The sequence below is a fragment of the Plastoroseomonas arctica genome (genome assembly GCF_018128965.1).
GTDB classification, from domain to species: Bacteria; Pseudomonadota; Alphaproteobacteria; order Acetobacterales; family Acetobacteraceae; genus Plastoroseomonas; species Plastoroseomonas arctica.
On record NZ_JAAEDH010000027.1, the window covers coordinates 19,082 to 37,761 of the forward strand.

The window sequence follows — 18,680 nt, forward strand, 5'->3', positions numbered from 1 at the left end:
CAGCAGCAGCAGCAGCGCCAGAAGCCCGCCGCGGGGATTCAGACGATGGCCTGCTTGATCTCCTCGGGCGTCATGAAGGGGAACTTGGCCCAAATCAGGTTCCTCTCATGGGCCATGGCGTGGCGCCAGGCGTCGTCGATCGGGTGCACCGGTTCGCCGCCCGCGCCGTGATGGCTCGGGAAGCGGTAGACGAGCGGGTTGCGGTAGCTGTGCCGCGCCTGGCGATGCGCGAAGACTGCCATGCCCGATTGTGCCCATCCCGCCAAGGCCTGGCCGACGCGGTAGGCAAATTGCCCGGGCTCGCCGGCCCAGCAGGCATAGAGGATGATCTTGACCGAGGGCGTGCAGTGCCGCCGCACCTGTGCCGCGAATTGCGCGACGCAGTCATTGTCGATGCCGGTATGGGCGAGGCCGCCGGGAAAGCCATGCCCGAAATAGACCAGCGCGTCGTAATTGCCGCCGCCGCGCTCCATCGCGTCGAAGATGGTCCGGCGCCGGGATTGGTGGTGAAGCACGCCGAGATTGTCGAAGCGGAAGGTGGTGACCGAGCCGCCCGGCGGCCCGTAGAGATCGCGATACTTGCTCTCGCCGAGGCTGAAGGCCCCATGGGCGTCGCCGCCGCGCGGATTGAGCGGGTCCGGCGCCTGGTCATGCGCCGGCAGGAAGACGAAGCTGCGGGCGGGCGGGATCACGGCTTCATTCCTGTCTGAGATCGCAACGATCATCCTAGACCGGCGCCCCGGTCCCGGGTCAACGGGAATCGCGGCGCAGCACCAGCGTGGTCCAGGGGCCGACATCGAGGCGCCGCTCCAGCCGCAGCCCGCAGCGCCGATGCGCCGCCAGCACCATCCGCGCCTGCGTCCCCAGCAGCCCCGCGAGGATCGCGGTGCCGCCCGGCGCCAGGTTCGCCGCCAGGTGCTTCGCCATCGCGCAGAGCGGGCGCGCCAGGATATTCGCGAACACCAGGTCATAGGGGCCGCGCACCCGCGGGCTGCGCCAGCCGTCGGCGAGGGATGCGCGCATGCGCTGCGCTTGGCCGTTCATGCGCGCATTCTCGGCGCAGACGCGCACGCTCCAGGGTTCGATGTCGGTCGCCAGTACGTGACGGTGCAGCAGCTTTGCCGCGGCCAGCGCGAGAATGCCGGATCCGCTGCCGAGATCCAGGATGCGCCGCGGCCGGCGCAGCGCCACCCGCTCAAAGGCCAGCAGGCAGCCCTGGGTCGAGGCATGCTCGCCGCTGCCGAAGGCGAGGCCGGCATCCAGGCGCAGCACCACGCGGCCGTAGGTGACAGGATTGGGAACGTGGGTGGGGCGTATGAGGAAGCGGCGGCCCACGGGCTGCTCGGGGAAGGCGGTGATGGTGCGCGCAAGCCAGCCATCGGCCTCGGTCTCGGCGCGCAACAGTTCCGGCGTTTCGAAGCCGGTCATAAGCGCCGCGAGCGCCAGCGCCCCGGCGAGTTCGGTATCGTCCGCACCCTGTTCACGCACGCCCTCGATGCGCCAGGTCTCGGCGGGTTCTTCCCGAAAATAGCCCACGGTGGCGCAGATGGTCTGGAAGGCGGCCTCGAAGGCAGGGACCGCGTGCTCCGGCACGCCTTCGAGCGCGATGGTTTCCAGCGGCCGCGCGAAGCGGTGCGACAGCGCCATCACGCCTTCTCCACGAAGCGATCAAGCAGGCGCTTTTCGCCGGATTTCTCGAAGGCGATGTCGAGCTTGTCGTCGTCGACGCGCAGGATCCGGCCATAGCCGAATTTCTGGTGGAAGACGCGCTCCCCGGCGGTGAAGCCGCCGGCGGAGGGACGCTCCTTCACCTCCCAAGCCCCGGGTTCGATCACGCGCGGGCGCCGTGCCATCAGCCCGCCACCGGCGAAGACGGAGGGTGCGTTGATCATGCGCGCGCGCTCCTGCGCCGCGGCACCCGCGCGCTGGATGTGATCCTCGGGCAGCTCGTCGATGAAGCGGGAGGGGATGGAGTTGGTCCAGTTCGCGTAGATGCGGCGATTGGCGGCGTGGCTGATCACCGCCACGCGACGCGCGCGCGTGATGCCGACATAGGCGAGACGACGTTCTTCCTCCAGCGCCTTCTCCCCGCCCTCGTCGAGGCTGCGCTGCGAGGGGAAAAGCCCTTCCTCCCAGCCCGGCAGGAACACCATATCGAATTCCAGGCCCTTCGCTGCGTGCAGGGTCATCAGGCTGACGCGCGCGGCGTCGGGGTCGGCGTCGTTGTCCATCACCAGCGCGACATGGTCGAGGAAGCCTGCAAGCGTCTGGAACTCCGCCATCGCGCGCAGCAATTCCTTGAGGTTTTCCAAACGCCCCGGCGCTTCGGGGGAGCGGTCCTGCTTCCACATGTCGGTGTAGCCGCTTTCGTCCAGCAGCGTCGCCGCGACGACGACATGGCCTTCGCTGTCGAGCGCCGCGCGCCAGCGTGCAAAGCCATGCATCAGTTCGGTCAGCGCGCTGCGCGCCTTGCCGCGCAGCGTGTCGCTGCCCTCCACCATGATCTGCGCGGCGCTGCTGAGCGGCAGGCGCTGCTCGCGCGCGATGGCCTGCATGGCGCGCATGGCGGTGTCGCCCAGGCCGCGCTTGGGCGTGTTGACGATGCGCTCGAATGCCAAATCGTCGGCCGGCTGGTTCAGCACGCGCAGATAGGCCATGGCGTCGCGGATCTCGGCACGCTCGTAGAATTTCGCACCGCCCACCACGCGGTAGGGAATGCCGAGCGCGATCATCCGCTCCTCGAAGGCCCGGGTCTGGAAGCCGGCGCGGACGAGCACGGCGATCTCGGCGAGCGAGGTGCCGTTGCGGCGCGCTTCCTCGATGCGGCTGCCGACCATCCGCGCCTCCTCCTCGCTGTCCCAGAGCGAGACGACGTGCACGCGCTCGCCCTCGGCATTGGCGAGGCCGGAGCGCAGCGTCTTGCCCAGGCGTCCGGTGTTGTGCGCGATGAGGCCTGAGGCGGCCGCGAGAATGGGCGCGGTCGAGCGGTAGTTGCTCTCCAGCCGCACGATCTTCGCGCCGGCAAAATCCTTCTCGAAGCGGAGGATGTTCTCGATCTCGGCGCCACGCCACGAATAGATGGACTGGTCGTCATCGCCGACGCAGCAGATGTTCTTGTGCGATTGAGCCAATAGCCGCAGCCAGAGGTACTGCACCAGGTTGGTGTCCTGATACTCGTCGACCAGGATGTAGCGAAAGCCACGATGGTATTCGGCGAGCACGTCCGGATGGGTGCGCAGGATCTCGGTGACGTGCAGCAGCAGGTCGCCGAAATCGGCGGCGTTCAGCTCGACCAGGCGGCGCTGGTAGTCGCGGTACAGGCCGCGCGCTGCACCGCCCGCCCAATCCGTGTCCTCGGCGGCGGTCACCCGTTCGGGCGTGAGCCCGCGATCCTTCCAGCGCTGGATGACGCCCATGGTGCCCTGCGGCGGCCAGCGCTTCGCGTCGATGCGGGCGGCCTCCATCACCTGCTTGAGCAAGCGCAGCTGGTCGTCGGCATCGAGGATGGTGAAGTTGGTCTGCAAGCCAACCAGCGCGGCGTGACGCCGCAGCATGCGCGCACACAGCGCGTGGAAGGTGCCGAGCCACAGCCCCTCCACCGGGCGGCCGAGGATGGCGCTGACGCGCTCGCGCATCTCGCGCGAGGCCTTGTTGGTGAAGGTGACGGAGAGCACCTCCCACGGCTTGGCGCGGCCGGTCATCAGCAGGTGCGCGAAGCGCGTGGTCAGCACGCGGGTCTTGCCGGTGCCGGCACCGGCCAACACCAGCAGCGGGCCATCGAGCGCCTCCACGGCGGCGCGCTGTTCCGGGTTCAGGCGGGCGATGTAATCGGGCGGGGAGGGGCTCTGCACCGGCCCGGTATAGGCGATGCGCCGCCTCGGTTCGAGGGGTGGCGGTGCCACATCCCCCGGAGCAGGGTTTTCGACGCCTCCATTCAATCATGGTGGGATCTGCTCTAAGGTCAGGCAACAAGAGAGGAAGCGACCATGACGCAGGACCAGCACCGCATGCCGGACGCACACGCCGTGGTGACCGGACGGCGGGGTGCCATGACCGGCACGTCCTTGATGACCCTGGGCGCGACGATGGTCGCCGCACCGCTGGTCGCGAAGCTGGTCGGTGAGTCCATCACCCCCGCCGCCGCGCAAGCCGCGGCACCGGAGACGTTGCGCATGCAGGGCAAGGCGCCGCTCGTGGTGCTCGGCGACCGACCGTTGGTGGCGGAGACGCCGGAGACGCTGCTCGACGATGCCGTGACGCCGGCCGAGAAGATGTTCATCCGCATGAATGGCCGCATACCCGAACCGGTCGCGGACCCTGGCGCCTGGCGCTTCCGCGTCGAGGGCGAACTGAATGCGCCGCTGGAACTCAGCGTCGCGGAGCTTCAGGCGCGCTTCGAGGTCGTCACGCTGCAGCTGCAGATGGAGTGCGGGGGCAATGGCCGGGCGCAGTTCCAGCCGCAGACCCGCGGCAACCAGTGGACCAGTGGCGCGATCTCCAACGCCGAATGGACCGGTGTCCGGCTCCGCGATGTCCTGAACGCCGCCGGGTTGAAGCCAGGCGCGGCGTTCACCGGCCATGTCGGCGCGGACCCGCATCTGTCGGGCGAGGCGGGGCGGCTGTCGATCAGCCGCGGCATGCCGATCGCGAAGGCGATGGACGAGACCACGCTGCTCGCCTTCCGCATGAACGGCGCAGCGATCCCCAACGTGCATGGGGCGCCGCTGCGGTTGATCGTACCGGGATGGCCGGGCAGCCTCAGCCAGAAGTGGCTGACGAAGATCCTGGTGCGTGCGACGCCGCATGATGGCGCGGGGATGGGCGGGACGTCGTATCGCGTGCCGGTGCGCCCGATCGTGCCGGGCAGCGAGAACAACGGCCGCGATTTCGCGGACATGACGTCCATGCCGGTGCGGTCGATCCTCACCAATGTGGCGCATGGTACGCGCCTGCCGGCGGGGATGCGCGAGATCGATCTGCGCGGTGCGGCCTGGGCGGGGGATGACACGGTATCGGCGCTGCATGTCTCGGTGGATTATGGGGCGAGCTGGCAGGCGATGCAGGTCGCCGCACCGGCGAACCGCCATGCCTGGCAGCGCTGGACGGGCAAGGCGCGCTTCGCCTCCGATGGGTATTTCGAAATCTGGTATCGCGCGACGGACGACAAGGGCCGCATGCAGCCGCACGCCGCGGCGAACTGGAATCCGCAGGGCTATGGTGCGAATGCGATCAGCCGCGTGGCTGTGCTGGTCGGATGAGGGGCTTTGCTTTTGCCATGCTGCTGCTGGCCGCACCGGCTTTCGCGCAGGATGAGGATTCCTCGATCCTGCCCGAGGGCGAGGGCCGGGACGAGACCTTCGCGCTGTGCACGGCGTGCCACAACAGCGCGATCATCCGGCGCACGCGCCTGCCGCGGGCGCAGTGGGATGGGCTGATGGATTGGATGGTGGAGAAGCACGGGATGAACCCGCTGGACGCCGATCTGCGCTCCACGATCGTGGACTACCTGGCGCGCCATTTCGGCCCTGCTGCCACACCCCCTCGCGCGCGCAATCCCTTCCTGTGATGGCGGTGGCTGCGCAGTCCACCCCAGCTGGCGTGTCGAGGATGGTGTGCGAAGCAGTGACGCCGTTCTGTCCCAGACGAGCGTGGTGATGGAGGCGGACGCAGAGATCGCCGCGCTGCTGCGCCGAACGTTTCTTGACCATGGCCTGAAATTCTCTCCGGACACGGTGATCAACGGGGTTCGAGGCATTCATGACGAAGAGGCGGCGGAGTTGGTCCTCGAAACAGGCCGGCGGCTGGGATTGACGCCCGACGCTTTCGACGATTTTCCCTTCGCGACGTATTTCGGATCCTATGAGCCCGTGGGCGCCGGCCTTCTCGTGGCCCTATGGCACGGCCTGGCCGGTTTGGCCCGGCGCCTGTCAGGCGGCGAGCGCCCTCCGTCGCCTGCTCCGCAGACGGCCAAACTGCCGCTGACGGTCGCATCCTTCACCGCGCTCATGCTGAGTCGCCGCGACGCCTATCAAGCCGCACGCGCCGCGCTACTGCAGGACGCGTCACCGCCGAGACAAGAGTAGCTGACCGAGCGAAATCAGCTAGGCTTTCGCCGTCCTCGAATTCTTGACGCTTGGAGTTTCGCCCATGCCCTTCACCCCCGCCATCCGCGACGCCCTGATCGGCGTCACCACCGCAACCCTCACCACGGTGCTTCTCAAGAAGGGCGTGCGTTTCTGCTACATCGCCGGCAGCCGTCCCTTGGTTCCGGGCAGGAATCGCCGCATCGCCGGTCCCGCCTTCACCTTGCGCTTCACTCCCACGCGCGAGGATCTCGCGACCGTGGACAGCTGGTCTTCCCCGCGTTCCACGCGCGCCGCGATCGAGGCGATGCCGGAGGGGTGCGTGGCGGTGGCGGATGCCATGGGCAGCCAGGCGGCGGGCATCTTCGGCGACATTCTGTGCGCGCGCATGAGCAAGCGCGGTGTCGCCGGCCTGGTGACGGACGGCATGGTCCGCGACGGCGCCGGCGTGCTGGGCACGGGCCTGCCCGTCTTCGCGCAGGGCTGCGTGGCCCCGGCCTCGGTCGCCGCGCTGAATTTCGTGGGCTGGGAGGAGACGATCGGCTGCGGTGGCACGACGGTGGTGCCTGGCGACATCATCGTGGCCGATGATGACGGCGCGGTGGTGATCCCGATCGCGCTGCTTGACGCCGTGACCGAGGCCGCGGTCGAGCAGGAACGGCTGGAGGCGTGGATCATGCGCGAGGTCGAGAAGGGCGTGGCTCTGCCCGGCCTGTACCCCGCCAATGCCGAGACCAAGGCGCGGTACGAGGCCGAGCGCGGCTGATGGCGCGCATCGGCATTGCCGGCATCGGTGGCCGCATGGGCAAGCTTCTCGCCGAGGAGATCGCGGCGGCGGGGGCCGCGCTCGCCGGCGGCACCGCCCGCGGCGATGACCCGGCGGTGCTGTTCGCGGCGAGCGACGTGGTGATCGACTTCACCCATGCGCATGCGGCACCCGTGCATGCCGCGGCCGCGGTCGCGGCGGGGACGCCGCTGGTGCTGGGCTCTTCGGGCCTGTCGGATGCCGAGGAGGCGGCGGTGCGCGATGCCGCGTCGCATGTCGCCATCGTCTATGCGGCGAATTTTTCGCCCGGCGTGAACCTGATGCTCGCGATCGCGGAGCGAATGGCGGCGAGCCTTCCGGGGGCGGATTACGATGCCGAGATCGTCGAGATGCACCACCGCCAGAAGGTCGATGCACCGTCCGGCACGGCCGTCGCACTCGGCCGCGCGGTGGCTGCAGGGCGGGGCGAGGCGCTGCGCATGGAATCCGGGCGCGACGGCCATACCGGGCCGCGGCAGACCGGCACGGTGGGCTTCGCCGCACTGCGCGGCGGCCAGGTGGTGGGCGAGCACACGCTGCTGTTCGCCGCCGGGTCCGAGCACATCGCGCTCACCCATCGCAGCTTCGACCGAAGGGTCTATGCGACAGGCGCGGTGCGGGCGGCGCTTTGGGTGGTGGGCAAGCCGCCGGGGCTGTACGGCATGAAGGACGTGCTGGGGATGTGATCCCTACCGCTGTGGCGCGCCCAGGCCGCCCGGCTCGAAGAAGCGCGGATCGTTGAAAGCGAAGATCGCGGTGTCGAAGGTGAGCCCGGTCTCGATGCGCGACAGCGTCACCCGCGTCGTCCGGTTCTGGGTGTCGAGCACGACCCACTGGCGCAGCTGCATCGGCGTCTCATCCATGATCAGGGTGAGGCGGCCATCGCCGGGGCTGTCGGTGCGGAACAGGGTGACTGCAAGGAAACCGCCTTCGCGCGCCACCTCCTCGATGGTGACCGCACCCGAGAGGCGCAGATTCTCCTGCAGCAGGATGCCCAGCGGCGTGGCGGAGGTCGGCACCACCGAGGGGCTGCGCAGCTCGCGGTCATAGAACAGGAACTGGCCGAAGGACGCGACGAGCAGCATCGGCGTCGGCGGGTCGTAGTCGAAGCGCATGCGCCCCGGTCGCTGGATCCAGGCGGTGCCCTCGGCGGTGGCGCCGTTCTGCGCGAGCTGGAGGAAGCGCGCCTTGAGGGTGCGGATGCCGCCCAGATAGGCCTCGACCCGACCCAGCACCGCCGCGCGCTCGGCACCGGCGAGCACGGTGGAGCCGCGCTGCGCCGGTGGCGGTGCCGGCGGCGGCGCGGCCCGGCGCGGCTGGGTCTGCGCCAGGGCCAGGGCCGGGGCGAGGGTGAAGGCGATGAGGGCGCGTCGATGCATGGCCTGCATATGGCGCGCCCCGCGCGCGGGCGCTAGCGCGGCGGCGGGCGCTGGCCCTGGCGCTGCTGCAGACCCTGCATCATCTGCTGCATGTCCATGGTCTGGTAGCCGGTCGGCACCGTGAAGCGGGCCGGGTCCTGCGGGCCGTAGCTGATCTCGGTCGCCTCGAGCGTGCCCGCGCCCTGGGTCTCGGGCTGGGCGCGCAGCATCACGCCATCATCGGTGAGGCAGGCGCGCGCGCGGTTGCCGCGATCCTCGATCCGCCAATTCGTGCAGGCAAGGCCGGCAACGCGATCGGCGCCCTCGCGGGTGAAGCGCGCATCGGGCGAGGGGCGGAAGCCGCCGCCGCCTGGCACCATGGTGCCATCCATGGTCATCACCATGCGCTGCTGGTCCATCACCATGCGCGCGCTGCCGGCGCGGTGGTCGAACAGCATCCAGCCGCCGCCCATCGGGCCGCCGCCGGGGACATCGATGCGCATCAGGCCGCTGGCGGTGGAGAAGGCCATGGTGATGTTCATCGGCCCCTGCGGGCCGGTGGCGCGGTAGGTGATGGCGACGTCGCGGGTCGGGAAGATCGTGGGTTGTTGAGCGTGCGCGGCGAAGGGCAAGGTCGCGAGGATGGCAGTGGCGAGAAGACGCATGGAGGATGTCCCGGATGCTCTGGTCTCGCCTGTATCCCGTGCCGCGGGGCGAGGGGTCAAGTCACCGAAAGTAAGGCCACCCTACCGGCGGCGTCGACCTAACCCTTTATGAAGCTTTGGCCTTTTTCCTGAAAACAAGGCCGCCTCGTTTTCGCAAACGGTCTTGGAGCACGGCGCTTGATCGCCCCGCCTGCTGGGAGAATAGTTCATCGCTGGCGATCAAGCGGGCGATCAGCGCTGCAACGCCTGCACGATCTCCTGCGTCACCTTCTTCGCGTCGCCGAACAGCATCATGGTGTTGGGGCGGAAGAACAGCTCGTTGTCCACGCCGGCATAGCCGGAGGCCATGCCGCGCTTGATGAAGAACACCGTCTTCGCGCGCTCCACATCCAGGATCGGCATGCCGTAGATCGCCGACGACTTGTCGGTTTTCGCCGCAGGGTTGGTCACGTCGTTGGCGCCGATCACGAAGGCCACGTCGGCCTCGGCGAATTCGGGGTTGATCTCCTCGAGCTCCTTGACCTCGTCATAGGGGACGTTGGCCTCGGCGAGCAGCACGTTCATGTGGCCCGGCATGCGACCCGCCACGGGGTGGATGGCGTAGGAGACCTCGACGCCCTCCTTCTTCAGCAGGTCGCCCATCTCGCGCAGAACCTGCTGGGCCTGGGCCACCGCCATGCCGTAGCCGGGAACGATGATGATCTTCTGGCTGTTCTTCATGATGTAGGCAGCGTCTTCCGGGCTGCCGGCCTTGACCGGCGCGCGGTCGCCGTTCCCTGCACCAGGGCCAGCCTCGCCTCCGCCTGTGGTGCCGAAGCCGCCCAGCAGCACGTTGATGATGGACCGGTTCATGCCCTTGCACATGATGTAGGACAGGATCGCGCCCGAGGCGCCGACCAGCGCGCCGGTGACGACCAGCAGGATATTGCCCACCGTGAAGCCGATGCCCGCCGCCGCCCAGCCGGAATAGCTGTTCAGCATCGAGACGACGACCGGCATGTCCGCGCCGCCGATCGGGATGATCAGCAGGAAGCCCAGCACGAAGGCGAGCAGCGCGATCAGCCAGAACAGCAGGCTGTTCCCTGTCGCCACGAAGGCGATGATCAGCACCAGCATCAGGATGCCGAGCGCCAGGTTCAGCTTGTGTTGGTTGGGGAACAGGATGGGCGCGCCGGACATCCGGCCATCGAGTTTGGCAAACGCGATTACCGAGCCGGAGAAGGTCACCGCGCCGATAGCGAGGCCGAGTGACATCTCGACCAGCGACCCCGCATGGATATGGCCGGGCGTGCCGATCCCGAAACTCGCCGGCGCATAGAAGGCGGCCGCGGCGACGAAGACCGCCGCCATGCCGACCAGCGAGTGGAAGGCCGCGACCAGCTGCGGCAAGGCCGTCATCTGGATGCGCCCAGCGACCACGGTGCCGATGGTGCCGCCGATGGCCAGGCCCGCGAGCACGATGGCGATCCCACCCCCGCCCATGCCAGGCCGCAGCAGCGTCGCGAGGATCGCGATGCCCATCCCCACCATGCCGAACAAGTTGCCCTGGCGGGACGTCTCGGGATGGCTCAGCCCGCGCAGCGCGAGGATGAACAGGACGGAGGAGACGAGATAGGCGAGTGTCGAGACGGTCGCGCCCATCGGCTCAGCCCTTCTTCTTGAACATGGCGAGCATGCGGCGCGTCACCATGAAGCCGCCGAAGATGTTCACCGAGGCGAGCGTCACGGCGATGAAGCCGAAGATCTTGGCCGCGATGGAATCCGACAAGCCGGTAGCGAGGATGGCGCCCACGACGATGACCGAGGAGATGGCGTTGGTCACACCCATCAGCGGCGAATGCAACGCCGGGGTCACGTTCCACACCACGTAGTAGCCCACGAAGCAGGCCATCAGGAAAATGGTGAGCAGGTACAGGAAGGGCTCGGCGGCTTCGGCGACGGGGGCCACGTAGAGCGCGGCCTGGCGCGCGGCCTCGGCGAGTTCGAGCGCGCGGTTGGCCGCGAGCGTCGCCTGGTTGGCGAGTTCGGTGGGGTTCATCGGCGAGTTCCTTCAGGCCGCGGCGGCGGGGGCGAGGGAGGGGTGCACGACGGCACCGGCGCGGGTGAGCGCGGTGCCCTTCACGATGTCATCCTCGGGCGACAGTTTCGGCGCCTTGGCCTCCTTGTCCCAGAAGGTGGTGAGGAAGGTGAGCAGGTTGCGCGCATAGAGCGCCGAGGCGGCGGCGGGGATGCGGCCGGGCCAGTTGGTGTAGCCGAGGATGGTCACGCCATTGTCCGTGGTGGTGCGCTCGCCGGGGGTGGTGAGCGCGCAGTTGCCGCCGGCGTCCGAGGCAATGTCCACGATGATGGAGCCGGGCTTCATGCTCTCGACCATCGCGGCGGTGACCAGGATGGGGGCCTTGCGGCCCTGGACCAGGGCGGTGGTGACGACGACATCCTGCTTGGCGATGTGCGCGGCGACCACCTCGGCCTGCTTGGCGTAGAAATCGGCGGAGAGTTGCTTGGCGTAGCCGCCGGCGGTCTGGGCGGATTTGCTCTCCTCATCCTCATAGCCGACGAAGCTGGCGCCGAGGGATTTGATCTCCTCCTTGGCGGCGGGGCGGACGTCGGTGGCCGAGACGCGGCCGCCGAGGCGGCGGGCGGTGGCGATGGCCTGCAGGCCGGCCACACCCGCCCCCATGATGAAGACGTTGGCGGCGGGGATGGTGCCGGCGGCGGTCATCAGCATGGGGAAGCCGCGGTCGAAGGCGGCGGCCCCTTCCACCACGGCGCGATAGCCGGCGAGGTTCGCCTGGCTGGACAGAATGTCCATCGACTGGGCGCGGGTGATGCGGGGGAGCAGTTCCATCGCATAGGCGTCGATGCCGAGGCTGGCATAGGTCCCGGCGGCGGCGGCGTCCGCGCCAAGGGTGCCGATGAGGATGGCCCCACGCGGGATGAGCGCGAGCTCGTCGACCTCGCCCTCTCCGGTGCCGAGCGGGGCGCGGACCTTGAAGATGATGGCGGCATCGGCCAGCGCCGCGGCGGCATCGGGGGCGACCTCGGCGCCGGCTTCGGCATAGGCCGCGTCGGTGAAGCCGGAGGCGAGTCCGGCGCCGGCCTCGACCGCCACCGTGCAGCCGAGTGCGATGAGCTTCTTGGCCGTCTCCGGTGTCGCCGCCACGCGGGCTTCGCAAGCACGGCGCTCCTTCAGAATCGCAACCCGCATATGATGGACCCCTCGCCAAGCAATACTGTGTTGCAATGAGCATAAGGCCAGGGGAACGGCAAGCCGGGGTGCCGGAATCAGGGAGCGGCGAGCGCCTTCAGGTCTTCGAGTGCAGTGGCGACGGCACTTGCCGCCTCGGGCGAACGCTTGGCCGCCAAGCGGCAGGATGGCGCCGAGGATCGCGTCAGCATTGTCCAGCGCCTGCCGGGCGGCGACGGCATCGATCTCGCGTGCCAGGCCGTAATCGGCAAGGCGGCGATCGGTCATCAGGTGCCCGAAGGCGCGGCCCAGGGACGCGGGCAACGGTCCGTCGCGGACGAAGTGCAGCGACAGCGCCTGCCGAAGGCCGGCATGACCGCGACGCCAGCGGTGGCGAGAAGCGCGTGCGCGGCGCCGAAGGCGGCGTAGCAGGCGTTCGAGGTCGCTTGCTCATGCAGGCCCATCGCCATCATCGCACCCCCCGCGCGCGGATAGCTGGGCACGCGGCCGATGTGGTCCGCCGGCAGGCGTGGGGTCACGGCGCGGCCCAACGCGGAACCCCTTCGGCGGCAATGGTCGCCGCGAGCCCGGTCGACGGATCCGGCACCACGAGGGGCGCGAGGCCGAGTTCGTGCCGGTCCATCTCCGGCATCAGGTCGAAAGCGAGGCCCGTCGCGAGGCGACCCAGGAGCGCCGGTCGGTGTCCGAACCGGGCATGATCGCGACATCGAGGTCCGAGCCCGGGCCGCTGTCGCCGCGCGCCCGGCTGCCCAACACCGCCACGCGCGCGGCCGCGCCGGCCGGCGCCTCGGCGAGAAGCCGGTCGATGAAGCGGGCGAGGAGCCGGTGTTACGAAGGGCTGAGGACGCCACGCGTCTTGGCATCATGCCAGCATGGGGTTGGGCGCGGCTACATGGCCGCGCGCTGGTGCTGGCGCAGCAGCGCCATGAGGTCGGCCGGCGAGGCCCAGTCCTCGGCCTGGTCCACGGCGGTCTCGACTACGCGGATGCCCTCGCCGGTGAGCATGGTCGCGGCGAGCTCGGCGAATTTTTCCCGCACCTGAGGCTCGGGGTCGGGGCGCAGCGTGTCGCGCTTGGAGTTCTCGTTCGCGGCGGTGGCCGTGCGGCCGTCGCGCAGCGTGACGGTGACGCGGGCGGGCTTGAAATCGGGGACCTTGGCGTTCATCGCAGGGTCCTCGGACATGTGCACCAGCGGGCGCAGCGCGGCGATGACCGGGTCGGTCAACGCGCTGTCGTCGATATCGGAGAAGCCCAGCCCGCCGCGAGTGACCAGCACCGCCGCCGCATGCGGGAAGGAATATTTCGAGGCGAAGTAGTTGGGCGGATCGGGGTTGCGCATCACCGACCCGAACGCATAGGTCGCCGCGTCGATACGGGCGATGTCGCCAGGCCTGGGGCGCAGCTCCGCCAGCGCATCGGCCAGCGCGTCGAGCATGGGGTGGATCGGGTTGCAGCAGGCGTAGAAGCGGAAGTAGTTCTTCAGCATCTGCCAGTCCTGCCCGAGGCCCGGCAGCAGCGGCGCGGGGTCGAAGCCGGTGCCGATCATCACGCCCAGCTGTTCCTCGACGGAATTCGGCTGCGCGAAGAAGCCGGCGCGCGCCATCTCGGGGGCCAGCACGCCGGCATAGGCGCCCATCCCCGCGGGCAGATTGAGTGTGGTCGCCCCGGTGACGGTGTTGTTGTAGCTGGGCAGCATCATCATCAGACTCGCGATGCGCATGGAGAGGCTGATGCCTGCCCCATCCATCCCATGCAGGCGCGCACCGCCGGCGGCAGCACCCAGCAGCGATATCTGGCCATTGGGATGCGCCAGGCGGTGCGGGGTGAAGCCGAGGCTGAGCCGGGCGGCGAGCTCGTAGCCGAGCACGAAGGCCTCCAGCACCTGCTTGCCGGACGCACCACGCTGCTCGCCCAGCGCGAGCATGGCGGGCAGGACGTGCACCGCGGACTGCAGGCCGTAGACGCCCTCGGTCATCTCCACCGCGCGGCCGGCCATGGCGTTGAGCATCGCCGCGCTGCGTGGATCAGCGGCGGGAAAGCCGGTCGCGAAGACGGTCGCACCCTGGCCCGCCGTGGGCGCGAGCCCCGCCTGCAACCCACGCATCTCCGGCCGCACGGCGCCCGCCAGCATCACCGCGATGGTGTCGAGCAGGATCAGCTTGGCGCGCCGCTGTACCGGCGCGGGGATATCGTCCCAGCCGGTGGTGGCGGCGAATTGCGCGAGTGTCTCGATTTCCTGGCCCATAATGGCGCTCCTTCCGATGTCCGGATCAGCTTGGGCTGCGCGCGGCGGCGGCGATAGGCGCCCAGCGGTCGACCTCGCGGCGCAGCAAGGCGGTCGCGGCCTCGGGGCTGTTGTCGGGCCAAAGTTCGAAGGTCGCGGCCGCCAGGCGCTGGCGCACCACCGGCATTGCGAGCGCGCGCGCCGCCTTCTCGCGCAGCGTAGCGATGATGGCGGGCGGGGTGCCGGCGCGGGCGAACAGGATGGACCAGGCGGCCATGTCGAAGCCGGGCACGCCGGCCTGGTTCAAGCTCGGCAGGGACGGGAGCAGGGCGGAGGGCTCGGCGGTGGAGACGGCGAGGCCGCGCAGCTGGCCGTCGCGGATCAGGGGCGCGATCATCGTCGGGCTGTCGATGGTGAAGTCCAGCCGCCCGGCGACCACGTCCTGCACCGAAAGTGGCGCCGAGCGGTAGGAGATGGTGGTGAACTCCACGTCCGCGAGCTGGCGCAGCAATTCGCCGGCCATGTAGTTGTTCGCGCCCGGCGTGGTCGCCCCGAAATTCGCCGCATCCTTGCGCACCCGCAGCCAGGCGAGCAGGTCGGACACGGACTGGATCGGAAGGCGCGGGTTGACCGTGAGGACGAAAGGCTGACGCGAGACCAGCGCGATGGGGATGAAGTCATCGACGGCGTTGGTGGCGAAGCGCGGATACATCGCGTTCATCAGCGCATGATTGTTGGTGCCGATGTAGAGCGCGTGGCCATCCGCGGGCAGGCGCTGGAAGGCCGCCGCACCCACGGTGCTGCCCGCGCCGTCCATGTTCTCCACCACGATCGGCTGGCCGAGCAGCGGCGCCATGGCGTCGGCCACGATGCGACCGACGATGTCGGTGGCACCCGCAACGGCGACGGGGATGATCAGGCGGACGGGCCGACTAGGGTAGCGGTGCTGTGCGCGCAGCGGCGTCGCAAGGCAGGCGAGAGGGGCGGCGAGTAGCGAGCGACGGCGCATGGCGGCGATCCGGAAGCGGTGTACCGGAACGCAGCAAGGCGCATGCCAGAGACGCCCGCTATTCGGCGACCACCCCCGGCACCCCTGCCTTCGCCAGCGCAGCACTCTGCCGCTCCGCCAACGCGGCCTCGGAGAAATCCGCGACCAGCTCCTGGAACAGCTGGTGCCAGTTCACCTCCGCCTTGAGGCGCAGGAATACGCTGCCCAACCCCACCGCGGCGCGATCCATCAGCGGGAATTCGCGCGGAATGCGCACCGGCCCCGTCGCCTTCAGCCCCTTGTGCACCTGCTCGGCGATTTTGCGGCCATAGCTGAGGTCGGCGCTGTCCTGGATCGGGCGCACGCGATCGTCCAGCAGCGGCTCATAGAGGAACTTCGCCCACATGCTGAGCACGTCCATCGTCTCGCGCTTGAGATCGCGAAAACCCCAGATGCGATAGGCCTCGGCGGCCTTGTCCTCGTCGCCGTCGCGCACCGCCTCGTAGAGCATGATGACGCCGCCGACGAAGCGCGGCGGGAAGACGCGGATGGTGCCGTAGTCGAGCAGGTTGATGCCAACGCCATCATTCTCGGGCGCTTCGGAATGCACCTGGTAGTTGCCCAGGTGCGGGTCGCCATGGATCACGCCGTAGCGGTAGAAGGGCACGTACCATGCGCGGAAAAGCGCGCGCGCATAGGCGTTGCGCTCCTCGGGCGAGGGGTCCTCCTCAATCCGCTTCATGATCGGGCGGCCCTCGAGCCAGGTCATGGTCAGCAGGCGCTTGGTGGTCAGCTCGTCATGCGGCTTCGGCACCCGAACGCCGGGCACGCCGTCGAGCATGATGCCGTAGAGGCGCATCTGCGCGGCCTCGCGCTTGTAGTCCAGCTCCTCACGCAGCCGGTCCGCCATCTCGGAATAGACGTCGCCATTCTCGAGCGTGGAATCCATGCGCTGGTACACGCTCATCGCGAGCTTGAGCTGGCGGAGATCGGCTTCCACCACGCTCATCATGTCGGGGTATTGCAGCTTGCACGCGACGGCGGTGCCGTCGAGCAGCCGCGCCTTGTGCACCTGGCCGAGCGAGGCGGCGGCCGCGGCCTCGCGCCCGAATTCGGCGTAGCGGGATTCCCACCCCGCGCCGAGTTCAGACGTCATGCGGCGGCGCACGAAGGCCCAGCCCATGGGCGGCGCATTGGCCTGCAGCTGCGCGAGTTCCTCGGCATATTCCGGCGGCAGCGCATCGGGCACGGTCGAGAGGAACTGCGCCACCTTCATCAGCGGCCCCTTGAGGCCGCCCAGGATGGCCTTGAGATCCTCGGCATGAGCGGCCTTGTCCGACTTCATCCCGAACAGGCGCTGCCCCGCGACGCGGGCGGCGATGCCGCCCACTGCGCCGGAGGTACGCGCCATGCGCTTGAACTCGCCGAAGAAAGTGGAGCGGTCCTCAGCCATCGGCGCGCTCCAACTCATCGATGAAGCCGCTGATCACGTCCAGCCCGCGCGTCCAGAAGGCGGGGTCGGAAGCATCGAGGCCGAAGGGCGCCAGCAGCTCCTGGTGCCGCAGCGTGCCGCCGGCGCGCAGCATGGCAAGGTATTTCTGTTCGAAGTCCGCGACCTTGCCGTCCTGGTAGACGCCGTAGAGCGCGTTCACCAGGCAATCCCCGAAGGCATAGGCATAGACGTAGAAGGGCGTGTGGACGAAGTGCGGGATATAGGCCCAGTACACGCTGTAGTCGGGCGTGAAGTCGAACGCCGGGCCGAGGCTTTCTCGCTGGACGTCCATCCAGATCTCGCCGATGCGCTCGGGGCTGATCTCGCCGGTCTTGCGCTCGTCATGCAGCAGGGTCTCGAAACGGTAGAAGGCGATCTGGCGGACCACCGTGTTGAGCATGTCCTCGACCTTGGAGGCGAGCATCAGTCGCCGGCGGGCGGGGTCACTCTCGGCATCCAGCAGGCCGCGGAAGGTCAGCATCTCGCCGAAGACGGAGGCGGTCTCGGCCAGCGTCAGCGGCGTCGAGGACATCAGGTAGCCCTGGCCGGCGGCCAGCATCTGGTGCACGCCGTGGCCCAGCTCATGCGCCAGCGTCATCACGTCGCGCGCGCGGCCATGGTAGTTCAGCAGCAAATAGGGGTGCGCCGAGGGCACCGTCGGGTGCGCAAAGGCGCCCGAGGCCTTGCCCGGCCGCAGTGCCGCATCGATCCAGGGCTTTTGGAAAAACCGCGCCCCGATCGCGGCGAGTTCCGGGCTGAACGCCGCATAGCTCGCAAGCACCCGCTCTGAGGCCTGGTCCCACGGGATCAGGCCGTCATCCTGGTCCGGCAGCGGCGCGTTGCGGTCCCAGTGCTGCAGCTTCTCCAGCCCCAGCCACTTCGCCTTCATCCCATAGTAGCGGTGCGACAGGCGGGCGAAGCTGCCGCGCACGGCGGTGACCAGCGCATCGACCACCGCATCCTCGACCATGTTCGCGCGGTTGCGCGACGAACCCGGGCGCGGATATTGCCGCCAGCCGTCGACGATCTCCTTGTCCTTGGCGAGCACGTTGGTGATCAGCGAGAACAGCCGCACCCGCTCGGAAAACGCCGCCGAGACGCCGGCTGCCGCTGCCGCGCGCACGCTCCGGTCCGCATCGGACAGCTTGTTCAGCGCATCGGATACGGTGAGCGGCTCGCCCGCGACCTCGACCTTCATCATCGCGGTCGTCTCGTCGAACAGGCGGTTCCAGGCGGACCGGCCGGTGACCTCCTTCTCATGCAGCAGCTTCTCCGCCTCGTCGGAGAGCTGGTGCGGGCGGAAGACGCGCAGGTCGCGCAGCCAGGGGCGCCAATGCGCCAGCGCGGCGCTGCGCGCGAGCTTGTCTTCCAGCGCATCGTCGTCGATGCGGTTCATCTCGAGCGTGAAAAATATCAGGTGCGAGGAGATGCCGGTGATGCGTTCCTGCATCGATCCGTAGAAGCGCCCATTCGCGGCGTCCTGCGCATCGCCGGAGAAGACCAGCTGGGCATAGCTGATGGCGCGGCCGAGCACCTCCTCCATCGCCTCATAGGCTTCGATGGCGCGGGCCAGGGCATCGCCTTGCATCTGCGCCAGCTTGCCGGCATGGGCCTTGGCGAAGGCGCGGGCCATCGCCTCCACCTTGTCGAGGTCGGCAGCGAGCTTCGGGTCATCCGCCCCCGAATAAAGATCGGAGAGGTCCCAGACCGGAAGGGGCTGGGCCGCGCCGCCGGCGGCGTCGAGCGGGGAGGGGTTCGGCAGGGGATGTGTCACCCCCTGCATATAGCCCGGCTGGGCGTTCGGCCAAGCACCGGCGATGCGCGGCCGGCGCAGTTTCCCCCGCCCTTGCAACTTGAC

General features: G+C 69.0%; 19 protein-coding genes. 6 read left to right on the forward strand and 13 right to left on the reverse strand.

The window, feature by feature from the left end; translation table 11 throughout:
* Positions 1-38: 38 nt before the first annotated feature.
* From GXW79_RS18950 to GXW79_RS18960, 3 genes are read right to left on the reverse strand one after another with little or no spacing between them, the layout of a single operon-like run.
* A complete protein-coding gene (locus GXW79_RS18950) occupies positions 39-692 on the reverse strand; it encodes a hypothetical protein (protein ID WP_211876014.1) in 654 nt (217 codons plus the stop codon).
* A gap of 58 nt (positions 693-750) precedes the next feature.
* On the reverse strand, positions 751-1,647 hold the full coding sequence (locus GXW79_RS18955; protein ID WP_211876015.1) for a 50S ribosomal protein L11 methyltransferase: 897 nt from the start codon (positions 1,645-1,647) through the stop codon (positions 751-753).
* Positions 1,647-3,869, reverse strand: coding sequence for an ATP-dependent helicase (locus tag GXW79_RS18960; protein WP_211876062.1), 2,223 nt, complete (start codon positions 3,867-3,869; stop codon positions 1,647-1,649). Before GXW79_RS18960 ends, GXW79_RS18955 begins: the two co-directional genes overlap by 1 nt.
* A gap of 117 nt (positions 3,870-3,986) precedes the next feature.
* On the opposite strand from GXW79_RS18960, the gene GXW79_RS18965 reads away from it, so the two are divergent.
* The 5 genes from GXW79_RS18965 to dapB all read left to right on the forward strand — a co-directional run bounded on the left by GXW79_RS18965 (position 3,987) and on the right by dapB (position 7,574).
* Positions 3,987-5,258, forward strand: coding sequence for a sulfite oxidase (locus tag GXW79_RS18965; RefSeq protein WP_211876016.1), 1,272 nt, complete (start codon positions 3,987-3,989; stop codon positions 5,256-5,258).
* 17 nt (positions 5,259-5,275) lie between these two features.
* Positions 5,276-5,566, forward strand: a complete 291-nt coding sequence (locus tag GXW79_RS18970; RefSeq protein WP_211876017.1) for a hypothetical protein — start codon at positions 5,276-5,278, stop codon at positions 5,564-5,566.
* 88 nt (positions 5,567-5,654) lie between these two features.
* The gene (locus tag GXW79_RS18975; protein ID WP_211876018.1) at positions 5,655-6,083 is read left to right on the forward strand and encodes a hypothetical protein; all 429 of its coding nucleotides are present in this window, start codon (positions 5,655-5,657) and stop codon (positions 6,081-6,083) included.
* A gap of 64 nt (positions 6,084-6,147) precedes the next feature.
* Complete coding sequence (locus GXW79_RS18980; RefSeq protein ID WP_211876019.1) at positions 6,148-6,849, forward strand: ribonuclease activity regulator RraA; 702 nt, start codon at positions 6,148-6,150, stop codon at positions 6,847-6,849.
* Positions 6,849-7,574: a 4-hydroxy-tetrahydrodipicolinate reductase gene (dapB, locus tag GXW79_RS18985; RefSeq protein ID WP_211876020.1), complete on the forward strand. Its 726-nt coding sequence runs from the start codon at positions 6,849-6,851 to the stop codon at positions 7,572-7,574. Before GXW79_RS18980 ends, dapB begins: the two co-directional genes overlap by 1 nt.
* A gap of 3 nt (positions 7,575-7,577) precedes the next feature.
* Here dapB and GXW79_RS18990 read toward each other — a convergent pair whose 3' ends face one another.
* The 5 genes from GXW79_RS18990 to GXW79_RS19010 all read right to left on the reverse strand — a co-directional run bounded on the left by GXW79_RS18990 (position 7,578) and on the right by GXW79_RS19010 (position 12,119).
* The gene (locus GXW79_RS18990; RefSeq protein ID WP_246504133.1) at positions 7,578-8,276 is read right to left on the reverse strand and encodes a LolA family protein; all 699 of its coding nucleotides are present in this window, start codon (positions 8,274-8,276) and stop codon (positions 7,578-7,580) included.
* 23 nt (positions 8,277-8,299) lie between these two features.
* On the reverse strand, positions 8,300-8,911 hold the full coding sequence (locus GXW79_RS18995) for a DUF4412 domain-containing protein (protein ID WP_211876021.1): 612 nt from the start codon (positions 8,909-8,911) through the stop codon (positions 8,300-8,302).
* A gap of 231 nt (positions 8,912-9,142) precedes the next feature.
* Entirely contained in the window at positions 9,143-10,552 is a 1,410-nt protein-coding gene (locus tag GXW79_RS19000; protein ID WP_211876022.1) for an NAD(P)(+) transhydrogenase (Re/Si-specific) subunit beta, read from the reverse strand.
* Between the two features lie 4 nt (positions 10,553-10,556).
* Positions 10,557-10,949, reverse strand: a complete 393-nt coding sequence (locus GXW79_RS19005) for an NAD(P) transhydrogenase subunit alpha (protein ID WP_211876023.1) — start codon at positions 10,947-10,949, stop codon at positions 10,557-10,559.
* 12 nt (positions 10,950-10,961) lie between these two features.
* The gene (locus tag GXW79_RS19010) at positions 10,962-12,119 is read right to left on the reverse strand and encodes a Re/Si-specific NAD(P)(+) transhydrogenase subunit alpha (RefSeq protein ID WP_211876024.1); all 1,158 of its coding nucleotides are present in this window, start codon (positions 12,117-12,119) and stop codon (positions 10,962-10,964) included.
* Positions 12,120-12,233: 114 nt separating this feature from the next.
* Between GXW79_RS19010 and GXW79_RS19015 the strand changes: the two genes are divergently transcribed.
* Positions 12,234-12,527: a hypothetical protein gene (locus GXW79_RS19015; protein ID WP_211876025.1), complete on the forward strand. Its 294-nt coding sequence runs from the start codon at positions 12,234-12,236 to the stop codon at positions 12,525-12,527.
* Between the two features lie 222 nt (positions 12,528-12,749).
* Here the strand turns inward: GXW79_RS19015 and GXW79_RS21845 are convergent, their stop codons facing one another.
* From GXW79_RS21845 to GXW79_RS19040, 5 genes are all read right to left on the reverse strand, one after another.
* On the reverse strand, positions 12,750-12,926 hold the full coding sequence (locus GXW79_RS21845; protein WP_211876064.1) for a nucleotidyltransferase domain-containing protein: 177 nt from the start codon (positions 12,924-12,926) through the stop codon (positions 12,750-12,752).
* 81 nt (positions 12,927-13,007) lie between these two features.
* Positions 13,008-14,363, reverse strand: a complete 1,356-nt coding sequence (locus GXW79_RS19025) for an MmgE/PrpD family protein (RefSeq protein WP_211876026.1) — start codon at positions 14,361-14,363, stop codon at positions 13,008-13,010.
* A 25-nt stretch (positions 14,364-14,388) separates the two neighbouring features.
* Entirely contained in the window at positions 14,389-15,351 is a 963-nt protein-coding gene (locus tag GXW79_RS19030) for a Bug family tripartite tricarboxylate transporter substrate binding protein (RefSeq protein WP_211876027.1), read from the reverse strand.
* Between the two features lie 58 nt (positions 15,352-15,409).
* Positions 15,410-16,783 carry an ABC1 kinase family protein gene (locus tag GXW79_RS19035; protein ID WP_211876028.1) on the reverse strand — a complete coding sequence of 458 codons (1,374 nt, stop codon included), beginning with the start codon at positions 16,781-16,783 and terminating at the stop codon, positions 15,410-15,412.
* Positions 16,776-18,605 (reverse strand): M3 family oligoendopeptidase, encoded by a 1,830-nt coding sequence (locus GXW79_RS19040; RefSeq protein WP_211876029.1) that lies wholly within the window; start codon positions 18,603-18,605, stop codon positions 16,776-16,778. Before GXW79_RS19040 ends, GXW79_RS19035 begins: the two co-directional genes overlap by 8 nt.
* Positions 18,606-18,680 lie beyond the last annotated feature (75 nt).

Excerpts from the sequence above, each read along its gene's own strand:
- GXW79_RS19025 (WP_211876026.1), bottom strand. The coding sequence starts at position 14,363 with ATGGGCCAGGAAATCGAGACACTCGCGCAATTCGCCGCCACCACCGGC.
- GXW79_RS18965 (WP_211876016.1), top strand. The coding sequence starts at position 3,987 with ATGACGCAGGACCAGCACCGCATGCCGGACGCACACGCCGTGGTGACC.
- GXW79_RS18990 (WP_246504133.1), bottom strand. The coding sequence starts at position 8,276 with ATGCAGGCCATGCATCGACGCGCCCTCATCGCCTTCACCCTCGCCCCG.
- GXW79_RS18995 (WP_211876021.1), bottom strand. The coding sequence starts at position 8,911 with ATGCGTCTTCTCGCCACTGCCATCCTCGCGACCTTGCCCTTCGCCGCG.
- GXW79_RS19035 (WP_211876028.1), bottom strand. The coding sequence starts at position 16,783 with ATGGCTGAGGACCGCTCCACTTTCTTCGGCGAGTTCAAGCGCATGGCG.
- GXW79_RS19040 (WP_211876029.1), bottom strand. The coding sequence starts at position 18,605 with ATGCAGGGGGTGACACATCCCCTGCCGAACCCCTCCCCGCTCGACGCC.
- dapB (WP_211876020.1), top strand. The coding sequence starts at position 6,849 with ATGGCGCGCATCGGCATTGCCGGCATCGGTGGCCGCATGGGCAAGCTT.
- GXW79_RS19030 (WP_211876027.1), bottom strand. The coding sequence starts at position 15,351 with ATGCGCCGTCGCTCGCTACTCGCCGCCCCTCTCGCCTGCCTTGCGACG.
- GXW79_RS18975 (WP_211876018.1), top strand. The coding sequence starts at position 5,655 with ATGGAGGCGGACGCAGAGATCGCCGCGCTGCTGCGCCGAACGTTTCTT.
- GXW79_RS19000 (WP_211876022.1), bottom strand. The coding sequence starts at position 10,552 with ATGGGCGCGACCGTCTCGACACTCGCCTATCTCGTCTCCTCCGTCCTG.
- GXW79_RS18980 (WP_211876019.1), top strand. The coding sequence starts at position 6,148 with ATGCCCTTCACCCCCGCCATCCGCGACGCCCTGATCGGCGTCACCACC.
- GXW79_RS19005 (WP_211876023.1), bottom strand. The coding sequence starts at position 10,949 with ATGAACCCCACCGAACTCGCCAACCAGGCGACGCTCGCGGCCAACCGC.
- GXW79_RS18955 (WP_211876015.1), bottom strand. The coding sequence starts at position 1,647 with ATGGCGCTGTCGCACCGCTTCGCGCGGCCGCTGGAAACCATCGCGCTC.
- GXW79_RS19010 (WP_211876024.1), bottom strand. The coding sequence starts at position 12,119 with ATGCGGGTTGCGATTCTGAAGGAGCGCCGTGCTTGCGAAGCCCGCGTG.
- GXW79_RS18970 (WP_211876017.1), top strand. The coding sequence starts at position 5,276 with ATGCTGCTGCTGGCCGCACCGGCTTTCGCGCAGGATGAGGATTCCTCG.